The organism is Alteromonas sp. HB246098 (assembly GCF_054890645.1).
The window spans coordinates 1-4,413 of the sequence record NZ_JBTZUG010000017.1 but is presented as its reverse complement, the minus strand read 5'-3'; the positions used below and the strand labels follow the sequence as shown (position 1 = coordinate 4,413).

The following is a 4,413-nucleotide window of genomic DNA, read 5'->3' as shown; positions in this document are numbered from 1 at the left end:
TGAGAGTAGGACACTGCCAGGTCCCATTAAGAAAAACCCGCCTAACGGCGGGTTTTTTGCTTTCTGCACCAGAAATGTCTTCTTCATCGATCGTCTTTAAGTCGCGAAAGAACAAGCTCAAAAGCTTTCGCAGCGAAATGAAAACACTTGCTAAACGACTAGATAATTTACTTTCAGTTGCATTAGACAGTGATCGAATAGACAGTCTATTAATGTCTATGTCTGAATTAGGTTTTAACGATGTAAGTCAAACACCATTACGTCAAGAGAACGAGCTTCTTGGAGTGTCGATACAAGCGAATTTAATTTTGCCGTCTTAAGGAAAATGTACTCTGACCCAACATTTTGTGCTAAATCGGTAGTTCACTAGTAAATATAAGTATGAAGATTATCTACTTTATTATTTTTTTACTGCTCACGGGGTTCTACTCCGCCTTTGCATTTGCAAATAGCGCTAAGACACATTGTAAGATTACTCTGGGGGAGCTTGCTTGGAAAAACAGGGTTTTAATCTACAATGCACAAAGCAAGGGTGAACTAGACGATCTTTATGCATTCGCTGAATATGAAAAGGTCGCTCTCACTGAAAGGAAGCTAGTGGTGATAGGTATAGTAGAACAGCAACCTGTTATTGTGTTTGGTTACCCTAAATGTCATATCTCTCTTAATAAGCTAAACCCAAAAACTAAAGTAACGCTTATAGGGCTAGATAGTACAATTAAAGCTAAATATGACACCTTCGATAGTGAGCTTATCTATAGCACGATTGATAAAATGCCTATGAGAAAAACAGAACTAAGGCGTTACTAAGTACGATTTTTAAAGAAACGCTACTCTGAATAGCGTGGTAGCGATATAAATATCTTTAGGGGCAAAAAACTTACAGCATAGCAGCTGGGTTATTTGCATGTTTGCGCTTTTATTTGACGCGTCGTTACCCTACCATTAGCGAATTGTTCGCAGTTCATAAAATTCTATGCCCTCACTACAACCTTACAGCACATTTGGCCTTTCAGCGTCGTGTGATTCTATCCAGTCGTTTGCCGATGTTGCTTCATTTCTATCTACCTTTAATACCTATAAAAATGAAACCAACAAAGCTATTTATATATTAGGTGGAGGAAGCAACTCGATTTTTACCGATGATTTTGACGGAGCGATCTTGGTAAACGAAATAAAAGGCATTAGTCACTTCGACACTGAAAGCCATCACTATTTACGGGTAGGAGCAGGCGAAAACTGGCATGACTTTGTAACTCTCTGTATGAAAGAGAAGTGGTATGGGTTTGAGAACTTAGCGTTAATACCTGGTTCGGTAGGCGCTTGTCCTATTCAGAATATTGGAGCCTATGGTGTAGAGGTTAATTCGTTAATCGATAAGGTGGAATGTGTATTTCTTGAAACCGGTGAACAGGTGCTGCTAAGCAATGAAGACTGTCAGTTCGGTTATAGAGATAGTGTGTTCAAACATGCACTAGCCAATAAAGTACTTATCACTCATGTAAACTTTAAACTACCTAAGCAATACGAGCTCAAAATAAGTTATGGCGAGCTAGCTGCACTCACCGAACCAACACCAGAAAAGGTGTATAGTAAGGTAATTGAAATTAGAAAAAGCAAACTGCCAGATCCCAGTGAATTAGGTAATGCAGGTAGCTTTTTCAAGAATCCCGTTGTCTCAAAAGTAGTCTTCAAAGCGATATCGAAAGAATATGACTCGGTACCGCATTTTGTTGTAAGCGAAAATGCTGGAAACGAACAAGAACAAATAAAAATCCCTGCTGCTTGGCTAATTGACCAAGCAGGTTTTAAAGGCAAAACGTTGAACAAAGTACGTTGCCACCCTACACAGCCATTGGTACTTACTAACATAGGTGGCGCCACCGGAAGCGATGTAATCACCATGGCGAAAAATATCATAGCAAGCGTACAGGATAAATTTGGCATACAGCTGGAGCCCGAAGTACGCTTATTAGGAAACAAAGGACTTATTTCGCTATGAGACAAGCATCAAAAGCTATAAGAAAACATATACTCGCTTTGTTGTCTGACGGTCAGTTCCATTCAGGTGAAACTATTGCTCAGCAAGTTGGACTTTCACGTACCGCAGTAGCGGGTCATATTTCCCAACTTGCCGATTGGGGTTTAGATGTATTTAAAGTAAAAGGTAAAGGCTACCGATTAGAACGAGGTTTTCCATTGTTAAGCGCTGACAGCATTAAACGCCATTTAGGCAATACAAAACGAGCGGTTATTGATGTGGAGTCGGTTTTACCTTCCACCAATACAGAAATGAAAAAGCGTATTGCGAGCAAACGAGAAGATCTTGAAAATGGCGATGTTGTTTTTGCCGAAATTCAAACCGATGGGCGAGGGCGACACGGTCGTTCGTGGTTAGCTCCAGTTGGCGGCAGCTTAACTTTTTCTATGTATTGGTCTTTTCCTGATGGCTATCAGAGTATGGCCGGGCTTTCTTTATTAGTAGGTCTAGCTGTTTGCGATGCGCTTAAGGAATTTGGTGTCGAAGATGCTGAATTAAAATGGCCAAATGATATTTATCTGCAGGGTAAAAAGCTGGCTGGCGTACTTATTGAGGTAGAAGGGCAAATAGGTGCTACGGCGCATAGTGTTATCGGCATAGGTTTAAATGTTTGTGTGCCCGATAATCAGTACGATGTTGGTCAGCCTCATAGTGATCTTGCGTCTTATTTAGGTACTATCCCAGATAGAAATGCATTAGCAGCTGAAATAATCAAATCATTGTGGACTTATTTACTTAAATTTACTCAACAAGGCTTCGGGCCATTCACAGCATACTGGGAAGCGCTCGACTTATACGCCGATAAACGCATTGTTTTACAGATGGGCGAGAAGCGTTTCTCCGGAATTGACAGGGGAGTGGACGCGAGCGGCGCACTTCTTGTTGAAACGCAAGATGGCATTACCCGATTCCACGGTGGTGAAGTTAGCCTTAGAGGCAATTAACGTTTTATATCACAGCTAAGCGGCAGGTATTTCAAAAGCTCTTGCAGTTAAAGTGTTTTGAAATTTGCCGTTATGCTTTTTATAAAACATTTTACCTGCTCGTTTTACGCATTGCTTTGCAATTGAAACCTAAAATATGAACAACATTGAAGAAAACCACGTCATATTAGTGGATATCGGTAACACCCGAATAAAATATTCACTGCTTTGTCATTCAGAAGAAGAGCCTAATGCATGTGAAAATGCCAGTTCTCTTTTCTCTTTTATCGATTCTCAGAAAAAAATTTCTCATTTATATATAGCTTCTGTGAGAAACCAAGAGCTGGTTGATGAAATATCCACCATGTGCGATGAACGAAATATTATTTTTGTAGAAAAACATACAGAGAAAGAAGCCTTCGGCATAAAAAATAGTTACGACAATGTTCAAAAAATGGGCGTGGATAGATGGCTTGCCATGGTGTGCGCTGCAGAAAAATCAAAAAAAGCATTTTTTGTTATGGATGTGGGTACGGCAATAACGGTCGATTTTGTCGTAGATGGTCAACATTTAGGCGGTTGGATCGTGCCTGGTTTTCAAGTTATGCGTAATGCATTGGTAGCTTCTACTAAAAAAGTGTACGCGAATGATGAAATTCCGACCACCTTTGGCGTGGGAACCGATACGGAAGATTGTGTGGCATCAGGGTGTCATGCGGCACTATATGGTGTTTATTTGAGCGCGATTGATTACATATCAAGCAAACAAACCGATTTTGATATAATTTTAGGGGGTGGAGACAAAAAAGTGTTTGCATTCTTAAAATCTGCTGATAACATGCGCCTCGCTCATTTGGTGATGCAGGGTCTTGCCCGCTACGCTCGAAGTGAACTTCTAAAGTGAACATCGACGTAAGTTTTTGATTAGTTGAAAAATTGGTCAAAAAAGAAAATTGAAAAATTTTCAAAAAGACACTTGCACAGAGTTAAACAATACTCTAGAATGCGCACCCACTTGATGTAGTGCCGACTTAGCTCAGTTGGTAGAGCAACTGACTTGTAATCAGTAGGTCGCCAGTTCGATTCCGGCAGTCGGCACCATCAATCTGGAGGGGTACCCAAGCGGTCAACGGGAGCAGACTGTAAATCTGCCGGCTCAGCCTTCGCAGGTTCGAATCCTGCCCCCTCCACCACTTTCTCTATGAGGTGGCCAGAGAATTAGGATTGCGGGCATCGTATAATGGCTATTACCTCAGCCTTCCAAGCTGATGATGCGGGTTCGATTCCCGCTGCCCGCTCCAAATCAGTGCTGATATAGCTCAGTTGGTAGAGCGCACCCTTGGTAAGGGTGAGGTCGGCAGTTCAAATCTGCCTATCAGCACCAGTTTATTTCTCCCCAGCTCATGTAAAATTTCTAAATTTTTTAATGTAACTTTGCTGGGATAATAG

Annotated in this window: 5 protein-coding genes and 4 tRNA genes; all 9 read left to right on the top strand. The window is 41.2% G+C overall.

Annotated features, from left to right (window positions below; all coding sequences use genetic code 11):
• Positions 1-320: hypothetical protein (locus ACYTPF_RS19365; protein WP_461853353.1), on the top strand; the 320-nt coding region annotated here is incomplete at its 5' end.
• A 61-nt stretch (positions 321-381) separates the two neighbouring features.
• Positions 382-810, top strand: coding sequence for a DUF4174 domain-containing protein (locus ACYTPF_RS19360; RefSeq protein WP_461853352.1), 429 nt, complete (start codon positions 382-384; stop codon positions 808-810).
• 166 nt (positions 811-976) lie between these two features.
• Positions 977-2,002, top strand: a complete 1,026-nt coding sequence (gene murB / locus ACYTPF_RS19355) for a UDP-N-acetylmuramate dehydrogenase (protein WP_461853351.1) — start codon at positions 977-979, stop codon at positions 2,000-2,002.
• Positions 1,999-2,985: a bifunctional biotin--[acetyl-CoA-carboxylase] ligase/biotin operon repressor BirA gene (birA, locus tag ACYTPF_RS19350; protein ID WP_461853350.1), complete on the top strand. Its 987-nt coding sequence runs from the start codon at positions 1,999-2,001 to the stop codon at positions 2,983-2,985. The genes murB and birA overlap by 4 nt, the downstream gene beginning before the upstream one ends.
• Positions 2,986-3,121: 136 nt before the next feature.
• A complete protein-coding gene (locus ACYTPF_RS19345; RefSeq protein ID WP_461853349.1) occupies positions 3,122-3,868 on the top strand; it encodes a type III pantothenate kinase in 747 nt (248 codons plus the stop codon).
• 121 nt (positions 3,869-3,989) lie between these two features.
• Positions 3,990-4,065 (top strand) — tRNA-Thr (locus ACYTPF_RS19340).
• 7 nt (positions 4,066-4,072) lie between these two features.
• Positions 4,073-4,157, top strand: a tRNA-Tyr gene (locus ACYTPF_RS19335).
• Between the two features lie 33 nt (positions 4,158-4,190).
• Positions 4,191-4,265, top strand: a tRNA-Gly gene (locus ACYTPF_RS19330).
• A gap of 7 nt (positions 4,266-4,272) precedes the next feature.
• A tRNA-Thr gene (locus tag ACYTPF_RS19325) sits at positions 4,273-4,348 on the top strand.
• Positions 4,349-4,413: the final 65 nt, after the last annotated feature.